The 17,849-nt window shown below is 70.3% G+C and carries 18 protein-coding genes; 14 read left to right on the forward strand and 4 right to left on the reverse strand.

From position 1 onward, the window contains the following. Nucleotides 1-52: 52 nt before the first annotated feature. Nucleotides 53-958: a ribonuclease Z gene (locus NGB36_RS15650; protein ID WP_255920880.1), complete on the forward strand. Its 906-nt coding sequence runs from the start codon at nt 53-55 to the stop codon at nt 956-958. A gap of 200 nt (nt 959-1,158) precedes the next feature. Further along, nucleotides 1,159-2,190 (forward strand): adenosine deaminase, encoded by a 1,032-nt coding sequence (locus tag NGB36_RS15655; RefSeq protein WP_255920881.1) that lies wholly within the window; start codon nt 1,159-1,161, stop codon nt 2,188-2,190. Here NGB36_RS15655 and NGB36_RS15660 read toward each other — a convergent pair. Next, complete coding sequence (locus NGB36_RS15660) at nt 2,177-3,568, reverse strand: family 4 glycosyl hydrolase (protein ID WP_255920882.1); 1,392 nt, start codon at nt 3,566-3,568, stop codon at nt 2,177-2,179. The two genes, NGB36_RS15655 and NGB36_RS15660, sit on opposite strands and share 14 nt — an antisense overlap. A gap of 96 nt (nt 3,569-3,664) precedes the next feature. On the opposite strand from NGB36_RS15660, the gene NGB36_RS15665 reads away from it, so the two are divergent. From NGB36_RS15665 to era, 6 genes are all read left to right on the forward strand, one after another. Continuing rightward, complete coding sequence (locus NGB36_RS15665; RefSeq protein WP_255920883.1) at nt 3,665-4,753, forward strand: carbohydrate kinase family protein; 1,089 nt, start codon at nt 3,665-3,667, stop codon at nt 4,751-4,753. Between the two features lie 219 nt (nt 4,754-4,972). Next, nucleotides 4,973-6,064 (forward strand): PhoH family protein, encoded by a 1,092-nt coding sequence (locus NGB36_RS15670; protein WP_255920884.1) that lies wholly within the window; start codon nt 4,973-4,975, stop codon nt 6,062-6,064. Nucleotides 6,065-6,075: 11 nt separating this feature from the next. Next, nucleotides 6,076-6,573, forward strand: a complete 498-nt coding sequence (ybeY, locus tag NGB36_RS15675; protein WP_255920885.1) for an rRNA maturation RNase YbeY — start codon at nt 6,076-6,078, stop codon at nt 6,571-6,573. A 19-nt stretch (nt 6,574-6,592) separates the two neighbouring features. Beyond that, nucleotides 6,593-7,906, forward strand: a complete 1,314-nt coding sequence (locus tag NGB36_RS15680; protein ID WP_372509453.1) for a hemolysin family protein — start codon at nt 6,593-6,595, stop codon at nt 7,904-7,906. A 28-nt stretch (nt 7,907-7,934) separates the two neighbouring features. After that, nucleotides 7,935-8,288 carry a cytidine deaminase-like protein gene (locus tag NGB36_RS15685; RefSeq protein WP_255920887.1) on the forward strand — a complete coding sequence of 118 codons (354 nt, stop codon included), beginning with the start codon at nt 7,935-7,937 and terminating at the stop codon, nt 8,286-8,288. Nucleotides 8,289-8,336: 48 nt separating this feature from the next. Beyond that, nucleotides 8,337-9,278, forward strand: a complete 942-nt coding sequence (era, locus tag NGB36_RS15690) for a GTPase Era (RefSeq protein ID WP_255920888.1) — start codon at nt 8,337-8,339, stop codon at nt 9,276-9,278. Here the strand turns inward: era and NGB36_RS15695 are convergent. Beyond that, on the reverse strand, nt 9,275-9,562 hold the full coding sequence (locus NGB36_RS15695) for a protealysin inhibitor emfourin (protein ID WP_255920889.1): 288 nt from the start codon (nt 9,560-9,562) through the stop codon (nt 9,275-9,277). The genes era and NGB36_RS15695 overlap by 4 nt on opposite strands. Nucleotides 9,563-9,571: 9 nt before the next feature. Beyond that, the gene (locus tag NGB36_RS15700) at nt 9,572-10,699 is read right to left on the reverse strand and encodes a M4 family metallopeptidase (RefSeq protein WP_255920890.1); all 1,128 of its coding nucleotides are present in this window, start codon (nt 10,697-10,699) and stop codon (nt 9,572-9,574) included. A 263-nt stretch (nt 10,700-10,962) separates the two neighbouring features. Between NGB36_RS15700 and leuA the strand changes: the two genes are divergently transcribed. The 5 genes from leuA to NGB36_RS15725 all read left to right on the forward strand — a co-directional run bounded on the left by leuA (nt 10,963) and on the right by NGB36_RS15725 (nt 15,677). After that, the gene (leuA, locus tag NGB36_RS15705) at nt 10,963-12,729 is read left to right on the forward strand and encodes a 2-isopropylmalate synthase (protein ID WP_255920891.1); all 1,767 of its coding nucleotides are present in this window, start codon (nt 10,963-10,965) and stop codon (nt 12,727-12,729) included. 183 nt (nt 12,730-12,912) lie between these two features. Further along, nucleotides 12,913-13,668: a TerB family tellurite resistance protein gene (locus NGB36_RS15710; RefSeq protein WP_372509451.1), complete on the forward strand. Its 756-nt coding sequence runs from the start codon at nt 12,913-12,915 to the stop codon at nt 13,666-13,668. A gap of 12 nt (nt 13,669-13,680) precedes the next feature. Continuing rightward, nucleotides 13,681-14,043 (forward strand): response regulator, encoded by a 363-nt coding sequence (locus NGB36_RS15715; RefSeq protein ID WP_255920892.1) that lies wholly within the window; start codon nt 13,681-13,683, stop codon nt 14,041-14,043. Nucleotides 14,044-14,047: 4 nt separating this feature from the next. Further along, nucleotides 14,048-14,821, forward strand: a complete 774-nt coding sequence (recO, locus tag NGB36_RS15720) for a DNA repair protein RecO (protein ID WP_255920893.1) — start codon at nt 14,048-14,050, stop codon at nt 14,819-14,821. 13 nt (nt 14,822-14,834) lie between these two features. Continuing rightward, nucleotides 14,835-15,677 (forward strand): isoprenyl transferase, encoded by an 843-nt coding sequence (locus NGB36_RS15725; protein ID WP_255920894.1) that lies wholly within the window; start codon nt 14,835-14,837, stop codon nt 15,675-15,677. 53 nt (nt 15,678-15,730) lie between these two features. On the opposite strand, the gene NGB36_RS15730 is transcribed toward NGB36_RS15725, so the two are convergent. Beyond that, complete coding sequence (locus tag NGB36_RS15730; RefSeq protein ID WP_255920895.1) at nt 15,731-16,147, reverse strand: Fur family transcriptional regulator; 417 nt, start codon at nt 16,145-16,147, stop codon at nt 15,731-15,733. A gap of 301 nt (nt 16,148-16,448) precedes the next feature. On the opposite strand from NGB36_RS15730, the gene NGB36_RS15735 reads away from it, so the two are divergent. Beyond that, nucleotides 16,449-17,831, forward strand: coding sequence for a glycine--tRNA ligase (locus NGB36_RS15735; protein ID WP_255920896.1), 1,383 nt, complete (start codon nt 16,449-16,451; stop codon nt 17,829-17,831). Nucleotides 17,832-17,849 lie beyond the last annotated feature (18 nt).

Consider the following 17,849-nt stretch of genomic DNA (forward strand, 5'->3'; position numbering starts at 1 on the left):
GCCCGTCTCCCACCACCCTCAAACGAGGCGCTGCGCGCCGCAATGGAGTCTCTTGTCCGTACGCGAGCTGATCGTCCTCGGCACCGCGAGCCAGGTGCCGACCCGGCACCGCAACCACAACGGCTACGTGCTGCGGTGGGACGCGGAGGGCATCCTCTTCGACCCGGGCGAGGGCACCCAGCGGCAGATGCTGCACGCCGGCGTCACTGCCCACGACCTCACCCGCATCTGCGTCACCCACTTCCACGGCGACCACAGCCTGGGCCTCGCGGGTGTGATCCAGCGCATCAACCTGGACCGCGTCCCGCACCCGGTCACCGCCCACTACCCGGCGAGCGGTCAGCGGTTCTTCGAACGGCTGCGGTACGCCTCCGCGTACCGGGAGACGGTGATCCTGCATGAGGCGCCGGTCGCCGACGACGGCGTGCTGCCGTCGCCGCCCGCGTTCACCCTTTCCGCACGCAGGCTCGACCACCCCGTGGAATCCTTCGGCTACCGCCTCGTCGAACCGGACAGCCGCCGGATGCTGCCCGAACGCCTCGCGTCGCTCGGCATCGAGGGGCCGGACATCGGTCGCCTGCAGCGGGAGGGCGAACTGCGCGGCGTGCTCCTGGAGGACGTCAGCGAGCCGCGTTCCGGCCAGTGCTTCGCGTTCATCATGGACACCCGGCTGTGCAACGCGGTCTTCGACCTCGCGGCCGGCTGCGACCTGCTCGTCATCGAATCGACCTTCCTCGACGAGGACGAACCGCTCGCGAGCGAGCACGGCCATCTGACGGTGGGGCAGGCGGCGCGCGTCGCCGCGTTCGCCGGCGTCCGACACCTGGTGCTCACGCACTTCTCCCAGCGCTACGCCGACCCCGCCGACTTCGAACGCCAGGCGCGTGAGGCGGGGTTCGCAGGCGAGCTCACCATCGCTCGCGACCTGGACCGGATCGCCGTGCCCAAGAGGGATTAGGCCCAAAAGGGTTCAAGCGGTTGCGCCGCCACCGCGCAGATAGCCTCCCCCTGCTCCGCGGGGACCCCTTCTCGCGGTCCGCGGACGGCCTCGTTCCCCCGGCCGGCCCCCCTGCCTGCGGCGGGAGGTGCCCCCTCCGCTTGCTCGCATGCGCCGCTCACGGAGGCCAGCGGGACGGTGCGGCCCGTACGATGATCGCCGTGTCGTTCCTCTCGCACCGCCCCCGGTACCGGCCCGTCCCCAAGGCCGAGCTCCACCTGCACATCGAAGGCACCCTCGAACCCGAGCTCGCCTTCGCCCTCGCCGAGCGCAACGGCGTGACGCTGCCGTACGCGACCACCGACGAGCTGCGCCGCGCGTATTCCTTCACGGATCTGCAGTCATTCCTCGACCTCTACTACGCGCTGATGGCCGTGTTGCGCACCGAGGACGACTTCTGCGAGCTCGCCGACGCCTACCTCACGCGCGCCGCGGAGCAGGGCGTACGGCACGCCGAGATCTTCTTCGACCCGCAGGCGCACACCGCGCGCGGCATTCCCGTCGCCGCCGTCATCGAGGGACTGTGCCGGGCGCTCGACCGCAGCGAGCAGCAGTACGGCATCACCACACAGCTGATCATGTGCTTTCTGCGCGACCAGTCGGCAGAGTCGGCGATGGAGGTCTTCGACGCCGCCCAACCCTTTCTCCACCGGATCGCCGGTGTCGGACTCGACTCGGCCGAAGTCGGCAACCCGCCCGCGAAGTTCCGCGCGGTGTACGAGCGTGCAGCGGCAGTGGGCCTGCGCCGCGTCGCGCACGCCGGCGAGGAGGGCCCGCCCTCGTACATCCGTGAAGCGCTCGACGTCCTCGGTGCGGAGCGGATCGACCACGGGCTGCGCTGCCTGGAGGATCCCGGACTCGTCGAGCGGCTGGTCCGCGACCAGGTGCCGTTGACCGTCTGCCCGCTGTCCAACGTGCGGCTGCGGTGCGTCGACACCCTCGCCGGCCATCCCTTGCCGCGCATGCTGGATGCCGGGCTGCTGGTCACCGTCAACTCCGACGACCCCGCCTACTTCGGCGGATACGCCGACGACAATTTCCGTGCGGTCCGAGAGGCGCTTGCACTCGACGACGAGACGCTGCGCCGGCTCGCCGCCAACTCCTTCCGCGCCGCGTTCCTCGACGAGACCACGCGCGCCGCCTATCTGGCCGAGGTGGACGGGCACACGTTCACGGCATTCACGGACGGCTGAGCCCGGGCACCTGCGCCCGTTGAAGGATCCGCGACGCGACCGCCGCCGAGTCGACGAGCGGGTGGAGGGCGAGGGCGCGCAGCGCCGCGCGGCGCGATCCGCTCTGCGCCGCCTCGATCGTGGCGCGCTCGACCGCCTTCACCGACAGCATCAGGCCCGCCTGATGGTCGTCGGGCGCGGCCACCGGCATCGGCCGGGCGCCGTCGGCGCCCACCTCGCACGGAACCTCGATGACGGCGTCCGCGTCCAGCGCCGGGACCGTCGTGCCGTTCGGAACGTTGAGAATCAGCCGCGTGCGCTCACCTCGCGCGATCGCCCGCATCAGGGCCAGCGCCACGCGGTCGTAGCCGCCGCCGTCCAGGTCCTGCGCGTCGCGCTGCCAGCCCCCCGACGCCTCCCGGCTCTCCGCCATGTAGGTCTCCTCGCGCTCCAGCCGCGTCCGCTCCCACGCCGCGTGCGCGCCCGCCGGATCCGCCGCCGCGGCCTCGGCGAAGAACGCCGCCTGCTGACGGTCGAGGAACTCCCCGCGCGTTGCCTCCGCCGCACGCGCCGCCGCGACCGCCTCGCGCGTGAAGTAGTAGTAGTGCAGGTACTCGTTGGGAATCGAGCCGAGCGTGCGCAGCCACTCCGCGCCGAACAGACGCCCCTCCTCGAAGGACCCCAGCGCCGCGTCGTCTGCGAGCAGCTGCGGCAGCAGCTCCCGCCCGTCCGGGGCTGTCAGGCGCCGCAGCCAGCCGAGGTGGTTGAGGCCAACGTAGTCGTACGCAACCCCCTCCGGCGCCGCGCCCGCCGCCCGCGCCGTCCGCCGTACCAGGCCCGCCGGCGAGTCGCAGATCCCGATCACGCGCGCGCCCCAGCCCTTGTGCGTCAGGCCGCTTTGCTTCAGGCCCCTCTGCTTCAAGACCCGCGACATCGCCTCGGTCACCATCCCCGCCGGATTGGTGAAGTTGATCACCCATGCGTGTGGTGCAACCGCCGCCACGCGCTCGGCGATGGCGACCGCGACCGGCAGCGTCCGCAGCCCGTACAGCACCCCGCCCGCGCCCACCGTCTCCTGACCCAGCACGCCCTCCGCCAGCGGGATCCGCTCGTCGCACGCCCGGCCCGCCATGCCGCCCACCCGGATGGCCGAGAAGACGAAGTCCGCGCCGCGCAGGGCGTCGTCCAGGCCGTCCGCGATCCGCACGGCAGGCGCGCCCGGCACGCCGGCCGCCTGCGCGGCGAGGACGGAGGCGATCACCCCCAGCCGTGCCCGGTCGGTGTCGTACAGCACGAGTTCCTCGCACGCGCCGGGCGCCCCCGAGGCGCTGTCCTCCAGCAGCGCCCGGTACACCAGCGGAACCCGGAAACCCCCGCCGCCGAGAATCGTGAGCCTCATGCGTCTGCGTCACCGCTTTCCCTGTCCGTGTCCTGTCTGTGATGGACTTGTCGCGTCTGTCGGGGGAAGAGGAAGGCACAGGAAGGAGAAGGCCCCGTGTCAGACCGGCCTGTCCTCGACCCGCTCGCCACGGTCCGCTCCAAGGGTGACCCGGCGACCGACGTGTATCTGACGGGCACCGTCTTCCTCGACATCATCTTCACCGGTCTGGACCGTGCGCCTGTGCGTGGCACCGAGACCTGGGCCCGCGGCATGGGATCGAGCCCCGGCGGGATCGCCAACATGGCGACGGCCCTCGCCCGCCTGAGCCTGCGCACCTCCCTCGCCGCCGCCTTCGGCGACGACATGTACGGCGACTACTGCTGGGAGAGCCTGGAGCGCGACGAGGGCATCGACCTCTCGCTCTCCCGCAAGGTCCCGGGCTGGCACTCGCCGGTCACCGTCTCCATGGCGTACGAGGGCGAGCGGACGATGGTCAGCCACGGTCACGAGGCCCCGCCGCCCGAGGAGCCCGCGCCGCCGTGCCCGCCCCCGTCCCGCGCCTGCGTAGCCACCCTCCACCCGGGTATGCCCCGCCAGGAGTGGATCGCGCTCGCCGCCGCGCGCGGCGGCCGCATCTTCGCTGACGTCGGCTGGGACGACTCGGGGCGCTGGGACCCCGACGACCTCGCCGACCTGCGGCACTGCGACGCCTTCCTTCCCAACGCGGTGGAGGCGATGCGCTATATGCGCACCGACTGCCCGCGCGAAGCCGCCCGCAGGCTCGCCGAGCTAGTACCGCTGGCCGTGGTGACCCTCGGGGACGAGGGCGTCTACGCGGTCGACTCCGCGGCGGGCGAGACCGCCGAGGTGCCCGCCCTCACCGTCGAGGCGCTCGACCCCACCGGCGCCGGCGACGTCTTCGTCGCGGGTTTCGTCACCGGCTCCCTGGCGGGCTGGCCGCTCGCTGACCGCCTCGCCTTCGCGAGCCTGACCGCGGCACTGTCGGTCCAGGAGTTCGGCGGCTCGCTCTCCGCACCCGGCTGGATCGAGATCGCGCACTGGTGGCAGCACGCCAAGGCCTACGACGACCAAGACCGCGAGGCGCTGCGCCGCTATGCCTTCCTCGACGACCTCCTGCCCACCGCTGCCCGCCCCTGGCCGCTGCGCCGCGCCGTCCCGACGATCGGCTTCCGCCGGCCCTGACCACGCGGGCTGATCATGAACACGCGGGCCGATCACGGGTGACGCCCGCCCTCGATGCGCGACAGGAGGTCACCGACAGTGAGGCCGGCCTTCGCGGAGTGGAAACCCACCCGTAAAACCGCTCGGGCCCGGTCCCGTCCCGTCGTACCCTTGAACCCCAGGCCCTCACGGGCATGTCGAGCACACGAAGGCGGGACCAGTAGGCCTCAGAGCCGGCCCATGACTCAGACAGACACGCAGGAATCGAAGGCGCGCGCCCACTTCGTCGTACCGGCCAAGCACCCCATGGTCACAGTCCTGGGATCGGGTGACTCACTCCTGCGAGTGATCGAGCGGGCCTTCCCGACCGTCGACATCCATGTCCGTGGCAATGAGGTCAGCGCTGCCGGAGATGCCGGCGAAGTCGCTCTTGTGCAGCGCCTCTTCGACGAGATGATGCTGGTGCTGCGCACCGGCGCACCCATGACGGAGGACGCAGTGGAGCGGTCGATCGCCATGCTCCGGCAGAACGGCAGCGCGGAAGCGAGCGAGGCGGCGGCCGCTGAGACGCCGTCGCAGGTGCTCACCCAGAACATCCTCTCCGCCCGCGGTCGTACCATCCGCCCCAAGACGCTCAACCAGAAGCGCTATGTCGATGCGATCGACAAGCACACCGTCGTCTTCGGCATCGGCCCGGCCGGCACCGGCAAGACCTACCTGGCCATGGCCAAGGCCGTGCAGGCCCTGCAGTCCAAGCAGGTCAACCGGATCATCCTCACCCGCCCCGCCGTCGAGGCCGGCGAGCGGCTCGGCTTCCTGCCCGGCACGCTCTACGAGAAGATCGACCCGTATCTGCGCCCGCTCTACGACGCGCTGCACGACATGATCGACCCGGACTCGATCCCGCGGCTGATGGCGAACGGCACGATCGAGGTCGCCCCGCTCGCGTACATGCGCGGCCGCACCCTCAACGACGCGTTCATCATCCTCGACGAGGCGCAGAACACCAGCCCCGAGCAGATGAAGATGTTCCTCACCCGGCTCGGCTTCGACTCCAAGATCGTCATCACGGGCGACATCACGCAGATCGACCTGCCCGGCGGCGGCACCAAGAGCGGCCTGCGTCAGGTGCAGGAGATCCTCGAAGGCGTCGAGGATGTCCATTTCTCCCGTCTGACCAGCACAGACGTGGTCCGCCACAAGCTGGTGAGCCGGATCGTCGACGCCTACGAGGCCTACGACAGCTTGCAGGGCCACGACGGCCGCGGCTCCCGCGACAGCCGGCGCACCGACGCCCGCCCTCCCCACGGCCACGACACCAGAGGAAAGTAACCACCCGCACCATGGCGATCGACGTCAACAACGAGTCCGGCTGGGAGATCGACGAACCGTCGGTGCTCGACGCCGCCCGCTACGCCCTCCAGCGCATGCGCATCCACCCGCTCTCCGAGCTCTCGGTGATCGCGGTGGACGCCGCCGCCATGGAGCAGCTGCACCGCCAGTGGATGGACCTGCCGGGCCCCACCGACGTGATGTCCTTCCCGATGGACGAGCTGCGCCCGCCCGGCAAGGACGACGACGAGCCGCCGCAGGGGCTGCTCGGCGACATCGTGCTCTGCCCCGAGGTCGCCAAGAAACAGGGTGAGGCCGCGCCGACGAAGCACTCGATGGACGAGGAGCTGCAGCTGCTCACCATCCACGGCGTGCTCCACCTGCTCGGCTACGACCACGAGGAGCCGGGCGAGAAGGCCGAGATGTTCGGCCTGCAGAAGGCGATCCTCGACGACTGGCGAGCCGAACGCGGCCTCGAAGGGCCCTCGCCGGCCCCGACCGTCCACTGACGAGCGCGCCATGAGCGCCATGATCGTCGCAAGCGTTCTTCTGGTCGTCGTCGCCTGGCTGGCGGCGTGCGCCGAGGCCGGCATCGCCCGCACTTCCCGCTTCCGCGCCGAGGAGGCGGTACGGGCCGGGCGGCGCGGCAGCGCCAAGCTGCTCGCCGTCGCCTCCGACCCCACCCGCTACCTCAACGTCGCACTGCTGCTGCGCGTTGCATGCGAGATGGCGGCTGCGGTGCTGATCACGGTGGTCAGCCTGCGCTCCTTCCACCAGACCTGGCAGGCGGTGCTGGTGGCGATCGCCGTGATGGTGCTCGTCAGTTACGTCGCCGTGGGCGTCTCGCCGCGCACCATCGGCCGCCAGCACCCGCTCAACACCGCCACCGTGGCCGCGTACGTGCTGATGCCGCTCGCCGGGATCATGGGCCCGATCCCCAAGCTGCTCATCCTCATCGGTAACGCCATGACACCAGGCAAGGGGTTCCGCCAGGGCCCGTTCGCCTCCGAAGCGGAACTGCGCGCGCTGGTCGACCTCGCCGAGAAGGACTCGCTCATCGAGGACGAGGAGCGCCGCATGGTGCACTCGGTCTTCGAACTCGGCGACACCATCGTCCGCGAGGTGATGGTGCCGCGCACCGACCTCGTCATGATCGAGCGCTACAAGACACTGCGCCAGGCGCTCACGCTCGCGCTGCGCAGCGGCTTCTCCCGCATCCCGGTCACCGGCGAGAACGAGGACGACGTCGTCGGCATCGTCTACCTGAAGGACCTGGCCCGCCGGGTGCACATCAACCGCGAATCCGAGGCCGACCTGGTCGCCACGGTGATGCGGCCCGCCACCTTCGTCCCCGACACCAAGAACGCCGGCGACCTGCTGCGCGAGATGCAGAAGGACCGCAACCACGTCGCCGTCGTCATCGACGAGTACGGCGGCACCGCAGGCATCGTCACCATCGAGGACATCCTCGAGGAGATCGTCGGCGAGATCACCGACGAGTACGACCGCGAACTGCCCCCGGTCGAGGACCTCGGGGACGGCAGGTACCGCGTCACCTCACGCCTCGACATCGGCGACCTCGGGGAGCTCTACGGGGTCGAGCTGGACGACGAGGACGTCGAGACCGTCGGCGGCCTGCTCGCCAAGTGGCTCGGCCGCGTGCCGATCCCCGGTGCCACCACCGTCGTCGTCCTGCCCGCGGACGCCTCGTCGTCCGGCGCGCCGGACGCCCCGACGGCGCTGCGCCTGACCGCGGAGTCGCCCTCGGGACGCCGCAACCGCATCGGCACGGTCGTCGTCTCCCCGGTCGGGCCCGCGGCCCCGGAGCCCGGCGAGGAGTAGCGGCAGCGACCCGCATATGCTCGCCTCCATGAGCGATGCCGCAACGCTTGATCCACAGGACCGCAAGATCATCACTCTCGCGCGCTCCACGCGTGCTCGCAATGGAGTGCCCGAGGGCGCTGCGGTGCGGGACGAGACGGGACGTACGTACGTTGCGGGCTCGGTCGCGCTCGCCTCGCTGAAGCTGAGCGCCCTGCAGACCGCCGTGGCGATGGCGGTGGCGAGCGGCGCCACGTCGCTGGAGGCCGCGGCCGTCGTCACCGAGGCGGTGTCCGCCTCCGACGCCGACCGCGCCGCCGTACGGGACCTGGGCGGCCCGGCCACCCCCATCCTGCTGGCCGGCCCGGACGGCGAGGTGCGCGCCACCCTCACGGCGGGCTGAGGCCGGGTACGGTCAAAGCCGCCCCGCTGATCGGGGAGAATGGGCGGCATGAGCGTTCGCACAGACTCCTCCTCCACCACGCACCGGGCCGGTTTCGCCTGCTTCGTCGGGCGGCCCAACGCGGGCAAATCCACCCTGACGAACGCTCTCGTCGGCACCAAGGTGGCCATCACCTCCACCCGGCCGCAGACCACCCGGCACACCGTGCGCGGCATCGTCCACCGCCCCGATGCGCAGCTCGTTCTCGTCGACACCCCTGGGTTGCACAAGCCGCGTACGCTGCTCGGCGAGCGGCTCAACGACATCGTGCGGGCCACGTGGGCCGAGGTGGATGTGATCGGCTTCTGCCTGCCCGCCGACCAGAAGCTGGGCCCCGGCGACCGGTTCATCGCCAAGGAGCTCGCCGGGATCAAGAAGACGCCGAAGGTCGCGATCGTCACCAAGACCGACCTGGTCGATCCCGAGCAGCTCGCGTCCCAGCTGATCGCCGTCGACCAGCTCGGCAAGGAGCTCGGCATCGAGTGGTCCGAGATCGTTCCCGTCTCCGCGGTCGGAGACAACCAGGTGGCGCTCCTCGCCGACCTGCTCGTGCCGCTGCTGCCCGAGGGCCCGGCGCTCTACCCCGAGGGCGATCTGACCGACGAGCCCGAGCAGGTCATGGTCGCCGAGCTGATCCGCGAGGCGGCGCTGGAAGGCGTGCGCGACGAGCTGCCGCATTCGATCGCGGTCGTCGTCGAGGAGATGCTGCCGCGCGAAGGCCGCCCGGAGAACAAGCCGCTGCTCGACGTCCACGCCACCGTCTACATCGAGCGGCCCAGCCAGAAGGGCATCATCATCGGCCCCAAGGGCGCCCGACTGAAGGACGTGGGCACCAAGTCCCGCCGCCACATCGAGGCGCTGCTGGGCACCCCCGTCTTCCTCGACCTGCACGTCAAGGTGGCGAAGGACTGGCAGCGCGACCCCAAGCAGTTGCGCAAGCTCGGTTTCTAGACCTCGTCCTCCGGGCGTCCTGGCTCGGCACTCAGCACTGCCCGGATCAGCGCCCGCTGGGCCTCGCTCACCTCCGGGTCGGCGCAGTGGATCGTGGCGTCGCCGATCGTGATCTCGTACTGGAAGGCGTCGCGCGCGCCCGGCGGCGCGGCGGACCGGCCCGCGGCCAAGGCGGCGCGGGCCAGGTCCGTCAGCTGCGGGGCGTCCGGCCGGCCGGCGGTCTCCAGTTCGGCCTTCCGCGTGATGCCGGCGAAGCCGCCGGTACGGGTCACCGCGATGCGCATGACCGATGTCTACCCCTGAGGGGCCGATTCCGCACCTTCCGGCGCGGCTGCCTGGTGCGGGAGCGGTGCGCCGTGCGGGGCGGGCGTCACGCCCACCCCTGACCAGGCCGCGAGCACCGCTTGCTTCTCCTCGCCGTCGCCGAAGCGCGCCTGCGCCGCGGCCACCGTCACCCCGGCGAAGGTCGCGAAATCCGCAGCCGAGCGGAGCTGCCCGCCGGTGAGCGCGTCGTACCAGATCCGGCCCGCGCGCTCCCAGGCGTACCCGCCGAGGGCCGTCGCCAGCAGATAGAAGGCGTGGTTGGGGATGCCGGAGTTGATGTGCACACCGCCGTTGTCGTCACTGGTGCGCACGTACTGGTCCATATGGGCCGGCTGCGGGTCCTTGCCCAGGCGAGGGTCGTCGTACGCCGTGCCCGGCGCCTGCATCGAGCGCAGCGCCACACCGTGCACACCGGGCTCCAACAGCCCCTTGCCGATGAGCCAGTCGGCGTCCTGGGCGCTCTCCCGCAGCGCGTACTGCTTGATCAGCGAGCCGAAGACGTCGGAGACCGACTCGTTGAGCGCACCGGACTGGCCCTCATAGGTGAGATTGGCGCTGAACTGGGTCACGCCATGCGTCAGCTCGTGGCCGATGACGTCCACCGGGATGGTGAAGTCCTTGAAGATCTTGCCGTCGCCGTCGCCGAAGACCATCTGGGATCCGTCCCAGAATGCGTTGTCGTAGCCCTCGCCGTAGTGGACCGACGCGTCCAGCGGCAGCCCGGCGCCGTCCACGGAATGCCGGCCGTACGCCGTCAGATAGAAGTCGAAGGTCGCACCGAGGCCGTCGTAGGCGCGGTTGACGGAGGCGTCGGCGCTCGGCTTGCCGCCCTCGGCGCGCACCTCGGTGCCGGGCAGCGTCTGGTGGTGCCGCGCGTCATAGAGCGTGCGCCGCGGCGAATCGTCCGCCCCGGGCGACGGCTTGGACGCCCCCGAGGACCGGACGGCGATCCGGCGGCGGTCGCGGTGCTCGGCGTCCAGCCGGAGGGAGCGGCGGGCCGGATGGTGGAGCTCCGGGTCCTCGTGCCGGGCGAGCCGCTCCAGCAAGTGCGGCGGGACGATCGTGCAGAACACGGACGATGCGCAAGTGAAGGCCATGATCGGCAATCTGGCACTCCGTAGCCGCATTGTCACTGGTCGCGGCCGTCGTGTCGCCGCGCCGTCTTGCATACTGAGAGACACGGGCTCGTTCAGTGCGCGCCACGGAAGCGTCGGATAAGCTGCAACGCATCATGCGTTTCGGGCTGCTTCTCCTTAGCTGCCGCGGCGAGGGCCTGTAGTCGAGGCCGACCCCCTCCCCGCGGAGTTCGGTGCTGCCCCACCGTCGGCCGTCTCGAGCCAACGACTCTGGAGACCCCAGCATGAGTACGCCGAACGCTGTCGGCCGCCCCACCCCGATCACCGCCACGACCGTACGGCAGCAGCCTTCCGGGATGCCGATCCACAAGTACGGCCCGTACGAGGCCGTGGACATCCCCGACCGCACCTGGCCGGACAACCGCATCACCAAGGCCCCGCGCTGGCTGTCGACCGACCTGCGCGACGGCAACCAGGCGCTGATCGACCCGATGTCGCCCGCCCGCAAGCGCGCGATGTTCGACCTGCTGGTGACGATGGGCTACAAGGAGATCGAGGTCGGCTTCCCCTCCTCCGGCCAGACCGACTTCGACTTCGTGCGCTCCATCATCGAAGAGGGCGCGATCCCGGACGACGTGACGATCTCCGTCCTGACCCAGGCGCGCGAGGAGCTGATCGAGCGCACCGTCGAATCGCTGGTCGGCGCATCGCGCGCGACCGTGCACATGTACAACGCCACGGCGCCGCTCTTCCGGCGCGTCGTCTTCCGTGGCGGGCGTGAGGAGACCAAGCAGATCGCGGTCGACGGCACCCGGCTGGTGATGGAGTACGCGGAGAAGATCCTCGGCGACCGTACGGTCTTCGGCTACCAGTACAGCCCGGAGATCTTCACCGACACGGAACTGGACTTCGCGCTGGAGGTCTGCGAGGCAGTGATGGACGTCTGGCAGCCCGAGGAGGGCCGCGAGATCATCCTCAACCTGCCCGCCACGGTGGAGCGTTCGACGCCGTCCACGCACGCCGACCGCTTCGAGTGGATGTCGCGCAACCTCTCGCGCCGGGAGCACATCTGCCTGTCGGTTCACCCGCACAACGACCGGGGCACTGCCGTCGCCGCCGCCGAGCTGGCGATCATGGCCGGGGCGGACCGGATCGAGGGCTGCCTGTTCGGCCAGGGCGAGCGGACCGGCAACGTCGACCTGGTCACGCTGGGGATGAACCTGTTCTCCCAGGGCGTCGACCCGATGATCGACTTCTCGCAGATCGACGAGATCCGTCGCACTGCCGAGTACTGCAACCAGATGGAGGTCCACCCGCGCCACCCCTACGCGGGCGACCTGGTCTACACCGCCTTCTCCGGCTCCCACCAGGACGCCATCAAGAAGGGCTTCGAGGCGCTGGAGGCCGATGCGGCCTCGCAGGGCAAGACGGTCGACGAGATCGAGTGGGCGGTGCCCTACCTGCCGATCGATCCCAAGGACGTGGGACGCACCTACGAGGCGGTCATCCGCGTCAACTCCCAGTCCGGCAAGGGCGGTATCGCCTACGTCCTGAAGAACGACCACAAGCTGGACCTGCCGCGCCGGATGCAGATCGAGTTCTCGAAGATCATCCAAGCGAAGACCGACGCGGAGGGCGGCGAGGTCACCCCGGCGCAGATCTGGGAGGTCTTCCGCGACGAGTACCTGCCCACCCCGGACAACCCCTGGGGCCGCATCGCGCTGCGCTCCGCGCAGACCTCGACCACCTCGGGCGGCCACGACGCGCTCACCGTCGAGGCGGTCGTCGACGGCACTGAGACGGTGCTGAGCGGCTCGGGCAACGGCCCGCTCGCCGCCTTCTTCGACGCGCTGGCCGCGATCGACGTCGACGTGCGGCTGCTGGACTACGTCGAGCACACGATGAGCGAGGGCGCGGCCGCCCAGGCTGCCGCGTACATCGAGTGCGCCATCGACGGCAAGGTGCTGTGGGGCGTCGGCATCGACGCCAACATCGTGCGCGCCTCGATCACGGCGGTCGTCTCCGCCGTCAACCGCGCATCCCGCGGCTGACCCCTGCCTCTACTGTTCGCCCTCCGCCCGCCGCGCACCCGTACGGCCCCGTCGCAGTCCGCTGCGGCGGGGCCGTCGGTGTCCAGCGTTTTTCGCACTGTCTGTGTACGCGGTACTGACCGCACGTCATCGATGTGGTTAACATCACTGCAACACCGGCGCCGCTGCCGGAGCGGTCGAGCGATGCATCGCCCCTCACGTGCGCCCGTGCCTCGGTACGTGCCAGGACGAGACGGCGGAGGTCGCAACGTGGGACTGTGCATCTGGGGCGTGCGTATCGCTTGGCACACCGAAGGCGACGGCGAGTTCTTCTGCCCTGGCTGCGGCGGAGACCGCAACTACCGGCTCCGCACCGGGAAGAGCCGCCTCGTCGTGCTCGGCGTCCCGGTGCTCTCCCGGGGACCGGCGGGCGCGGTGATCGAATGCGGCGTCTGCGAACGCCGCTTCGGCCCGGAGGCGCTCGACGAGCCCACCAGCAGCCGCTTCTCCGCGATGCTGCGCGACGCCGTGCACACCGTGGCCCTCGCCGTCCTCACCGCGGGCGGCGCTGGCTCCCGTCACGCGCGCGAGACCGCACTGGAAGCCGTCCACGACGCCGGGTTCAGCGACTGCACCGAGGCGCAGCTCGTCGGGCTGCTCGCGGCGCTGGCCGCCGACGAGGGGCGCCTGCCCGGTGCGTACGACCCGCTGTCGGGACCGCTCGACGGATGCGGCACCTGGCTGTCGGTCGAGCTGCACGAGGCGCTCGCGCCGCTCACCCGCCACCTCGCCCCGCAGGGCCGCGAGCGGCTGCTCCTCCAAGGCGCCTGGATCGCCCTCGCCGACGGCCCGTACCTGCCCGCGGAGCGCGAGGCCCTGGCCGCGGTCGGCCGGTCGCTGATGCTGCCCGCCGAGGACACCGAGCGACTGCTGGAGGCAGCCGCCCGGACCCCGTCCTGAGGGGTGTCGTGGGTGGCCAGGCCCGCTCCCGTCCGCGTGGTGCTCGCCGATGCGCTGCCCCTGGTGCGAGCGGCCCTGGCGATGCTCGTGGAGTCCGCGTGGGACATGGAGGTCGTCGGGCAGGCGGGCAGCGCCGGCGAGGCGGCGGGTCTGGTACGTGACGAACGCGCCGACGTGCTGGTGATCGACACCGCGCTGCTCGCCGACGTGCAGGTGCCCACCGGCGTGCGGGTTCTGCTGCTCGCCGCGCACGACGAGTACGACGAGTACATCGTGCCTGCCTCCGCGTTCGGCGTGCTCCCCAGGAACGTCAGCCCCGATGAGCTGCTGCGGGCGATCCGCAGCGCAGCCGCGACGACGCATCGGGGACAATGAACGCATGACCCTGTTCCGCGACGACGGCATCGTGCTGCGCACCCAGAAACTGGGCGAGGCGGACCGGATCATCACCCTGCTCACCCGGCGCAACGGCCGGGTGCGTGCCGTGGCCCGTGGGGTCCGCCGCACCAAGTCGAAGTTCGGGGCGCGGCTGGAACCCTTCTCCCACGTCGACGTGCAGTTCTTCGCGCGCGGCGGCGAGCTGGTCGGACGCGGGCTGCCGCTGTGCACCCAGGTCGAGTCGCTCGCCGCGTACGGCAGCGGGATCGTCACCGACTACGCCCGCTACACGGCGGGCACGGCGATGCTGGAGACCGCGGAGCGCTTCACCGACCACGAGGGCGAGCCGGCCGTCCAGCAGTACCTGCTGCTGGTCGGGGCGCTGCGCACGCTGGCGGGCGGCGAGCACGACCCGCGTCTGGTGCTCGACGCGTTCCTGCTGCGGTCGCTGGCCGTCAACGGCTACGCACCGAGCTTCGAGGCGTGTGCCCAGTGCGGCATGCCCGGACCGAACCGATTCTTTTCGGTCGTATCGGGAGGAGCGGTGTGCGGGCAGTGCCGGGTACCCGGAAGCGTCGTACCCTCTCCGGAGTCCCTTGAACTCCTCGGAGCGCTGCTCGCGGGGGACTGGGAGAGGGCGGATTCGGCGGAGGACCGGTACTGCCGCGAGGGCAGTGGGATCGTCGCCGCGTATCTGCAGTGGCATCTGGAACGGGGACTGCGCTCCTTGCGGTTCGTCGACAATGGCACTGTGTCGGGAAGAAGCCAGCAGTAGGAGAGAAACGCGCATGGCACGTCGTGGGATTCTCAGCCTGGGTCGCCGGGAGTACCGGACCCCGGACCCGCACCCGTCCGGTGAGCGGCCCCCGAAGATCCCCGCAGAGCTGGTGCCGAACCACGTGGCGATCGTCATGGACGGCAACGGCCGTTGGGCCAAGCAGCGCGGTCTGCCCCGCACCGAGGGCCACAAGGTGGGCGAGGCCGTCGTCCTCGACGTGCTCAAGGGCAGCCTGGAGCTGGGTATCAAGAACCTGTCCCTTTACGCCTTCTCCACCGAGAACTGGAAGCGTTCGCCGGAAGAGGTCCGCTTCCTGATGAACTTCAACCGCGACGTGATCCGGCGACGCCGCGACGAGATGGACGAGCTCGGCATCCGGATCCGCTGGGTCGGGCGCATGCCGAAGCTGTGGAAGTCCGTCGTCCAGGAGCTGCAGGTCGCCGAGGCGCAGACGCGGACCAATGACGCGATGACGCTGTACTTCTGCGTCAACTACGGCGGCCGTGCGGAGATCGCCGACGCGGCGGCCGCGCTCGCCGCGGACGTGAAGGCGGGCAGGCTCGACCCGTCGAAGGTGAACGAGCGGACGCTGTCGAAGTACATGTACTTCCCGGACATGCCCGACGTCGACCTGTTCGTCCGCCCGTCCGGCGAGCAGCGCACCTCCAACTACCTGATCTGGCAGTCGGCTTACGCGGAGATGGTCTTCCAGGACGTCCTGTGGCCGGACTTCGACCGCCGCGACCTGTGGCGCGCGTGCCTCGAATACGCCTCGAGGGACCGCCGCTTCGGCGGGGCCAAGCCCAACCAGGTCGCCCCCAAGGGTGCGCCGCCCGCTCCGGCGGAGGGGTAGCGGGGCCCCCACGGGTCCACGCCTGCACCGCCCGGGGGTGCGCTCCCGGGCGGTTACTCCTGCGCGCTCGCCGCGCAGTCGGCGCAGGTGCCGAAGATCTCGATCGTGTGATCCACGTTGACGTACCCGTGCTCCGCCGCAATCGCGTCGGCCCACTTCTCCACCGCGGGCCCTTCCACCTCGACCGCCTTGCCGCAGCCGCGGCAGACCAGGTGGTGGTGGTGGCCGCTGCTGCACCGCCGGTAGACCGCCTCGCCGTCGCTGGTGCGCAGCACGTCCACCTCGCCGGCGTCCGCGAGCGACTGCAGCGTGCGGTAGACCGTCGTCAGGCCGACCGAGTCCCCGCGGTGCCGCAGCAGGTCGTGCAGTTCCTGTGCGCTGCGGAACTCGTCGACCTCGCTGAGGGCGGCGGACACGGCGGCACGCTGGCGGGTCGAACGGCCCTGCACGGGCGGGTTGGCGGTGGGCACGGTCGTCCTCCTCGGTCGTGCACGGGCGGGCTCCCCGATTGCCCACCCATTGTGCCAGCGCAGCGTGATCACTGGGGCGTCGGACCCGCACCGATCGCCGATTGCCAAAAATGGAAATCATTGTCAATGATAATCGATTGCCGACCGATTTGATCCGAGGGGTGCGCCCGCCGGTAATCTGAGGTATTCGCTGGGCCGCAGTGGGCCGCACAGTTGTGACAGACATGACGGATGTGACAGATGTGCACGCGTGCTCCGGCGGATCCCACACTGACCGCTTCGTCGTACTGAAGAGAGCACCGTGGCCGCCGACAAGATCGACACCATCGTCAGCCTGAGCAAGCGCCGTGGCTTCGTCTACCCCTGCTCCGAGATCTACGGAGGCCAGCGCGCCGCGTGGGACTACGGGCCGCTCGGCGTGGAGCTCAAGGAGAACATCAAGCGCCAGTGGTGGCGCTCCATGGTCACCTCGCGCGACGACGTGGTCGGTATCGACTCGTCGGTGATCCTGGCCCGTGAGGTCTGGGAGGCCTCCGGTCACGTGGCCACCTTCACCGACCCGCTCACCGAGTGCACCTCCTGCCACAAGCGGTTCCGCGCGGATCACCTCGAGGAGGCGTACGAGGCGAAGCACGGCCGCATGCCCGAGAACGGCCTCGCCGACATCAACTGCCCCAACTGCGGCAACAAGGGCGGCTTCACCGAGCCCAAGCAGTTCTCCGGCCTGCTCTCCACCCACCTCGGCCCGACCCAGGACTCCGGCTCCATCGCCTACCTGCGCCCCGAGACCGCGCAGGGTATCTTCACCAACTTCGCCGCCGTCCAGCAGACCTCGCGCAAGAAGCCGCCGTTCGGCATCGCCCAGATCGGCAAGTCCTTCCGCAACGAGATCACCCCGGGCAACTTCATCTTCCGCACCCGCGAGTTCGAGCAGATGGAGATGGAGTTCTTCGTCAAGCCGGGTGAGGACGAGAAGTGGCACGAGTACTGGATGGAGCAGCGCTGGAACTGGTACCGCGACCTCGGCATCCGCGAGGAGAACATCCGGTGGTACGAGCACCCCAAGGAGAAGCTCTCCCACTACTCCAAGCGCACCGCTGACATCGAGTACCGCTTCAACTTCGGCGGCACGGAGTTCTCCGAGCTCGAGGGCGTGGCCAACCGCACCGACTTCGACCTCTCCTCGCACGCCAAGGCCTCCGGGCAGGACCTCAGCTACTTCGACCAGGAGGCCGGGGAGCGCTGGTTCCCCTACGTCATCGAGCCGGCAGCCGGCGTCAACCGTGCGATGCTCGCCTTCATGCTCGACGCCTACAACGAGGACGAGGCGCCGAACGCCAAGGGCGTGATGGAGAAGCGCACGGTGATGCGGCTCGATCCGCGCCTCGCCCCGGTCAAGGTCGCCGTGCTGCCGCTGTCGCGCAACCCGCAGCTGTCGCCGAAGGCCAAGGGCCTGGCCGCATCCTTGCGTAAGTACTGGAACATCGACTTCGACGACGCCGGTGCCATCGGCCGCCGCTACCGCCGCCAGGACGAGATCGGCACGCCGTTCTGCGTCACCGTCGACTTCGACACCCTGGACGACAACGCGGTGACGGTGCGCGAGCGCGACACCATGAAGCAGGAGCGCGTCTCCCTCGACCAGGTGGAGAGCTACCTGGGCAGCCGCCTCCTCGGCTGCTGAGGCCGCTGACGCCGCCGA

The sequence above is a fragment of the Streptomyces humicola genome (genome assembly GCF_024436035.1).
Lineage (GTDB): Bacteria > Actinomycetota > Actinomycetes > Streptomycetales > Streptomycetaceae > Streptantibioticus_B > Streptantibioticus_B humicola.